General features: G+C 69.4%; 1 protein-coding gene. It reads right to left on the bottom strand.

The window, feature by feature from the left end; all coding sequences use genetic code 11:
* Positions 1-552, bottom strand: a 552-nt coding sequence (locus tag MOV74_RS40025) for an FGGY family carbohydrate kinase (RefSeq protein WP_246933090.1), incomplete at both ends; no start/stop codon positions are given.

Below are 552 nucleotides of genomic sequence, written 5' to 3'. Positions count from 1 at the left end.
GGGCGCGATGGCGCCGAGCCCGATCGCACTCGCAGCGTTGTCGCCGGCGCCGCCCGCGACGACGACTTTCTCAGTCATGCCCCAGCGCTGCGCGTACTCCGGCGCCAGCACCGCGCTCACCGCGCTGCCCTCGACGAGGCGCGGCATATGATGAAGGTCGAGCCCGGTCGCATGCAGCAGCAGGGCAGACCAGCGGCGCTGGCCGACGTCGAGCCACAGCGTGCCGGCGGCATCGGACATGTCCTCGATCATCTCGCCGGTCAGGCGATAGCGGACATAGGCCTTCGGCAGCAGCACTTTTGCCACGCGCGCGAAAACATCGGGCTCGTGCCGCGCGACCCAGAGCAGCTTCGGCGCGGTGAAGCCGGGCATCGCCAGATTTCCGGCGATCATGTGCAGCGAGGGACAGCGCCGCTCCAGCAGGGCGCATTCGCTTTGCGAGCGGCCGTCGTTCCAGAGAATCGCGGGACGCAGCGGCCGGCCGTCCTCGTCGAGCAGCGTCGCGCCGTGCATCTGACCCGACAGGCATAGCTCCCAATTCTCAGGCTGCCC

The organism is Bradyrhizobium sp. SHOUNA76 (assembly GCF_023006445.1).
Taxonomy (GTDB): Bacteria; Pseudomonadota; Alphaproteobacteria; order Rhizobiales; family Xanthobacteraceae; genus Bradyrhizobium.
Note: the sequence above shows the minus strand (reverse complement) of the source record. Positions and strands in the feature narration are given on the sequence as shown.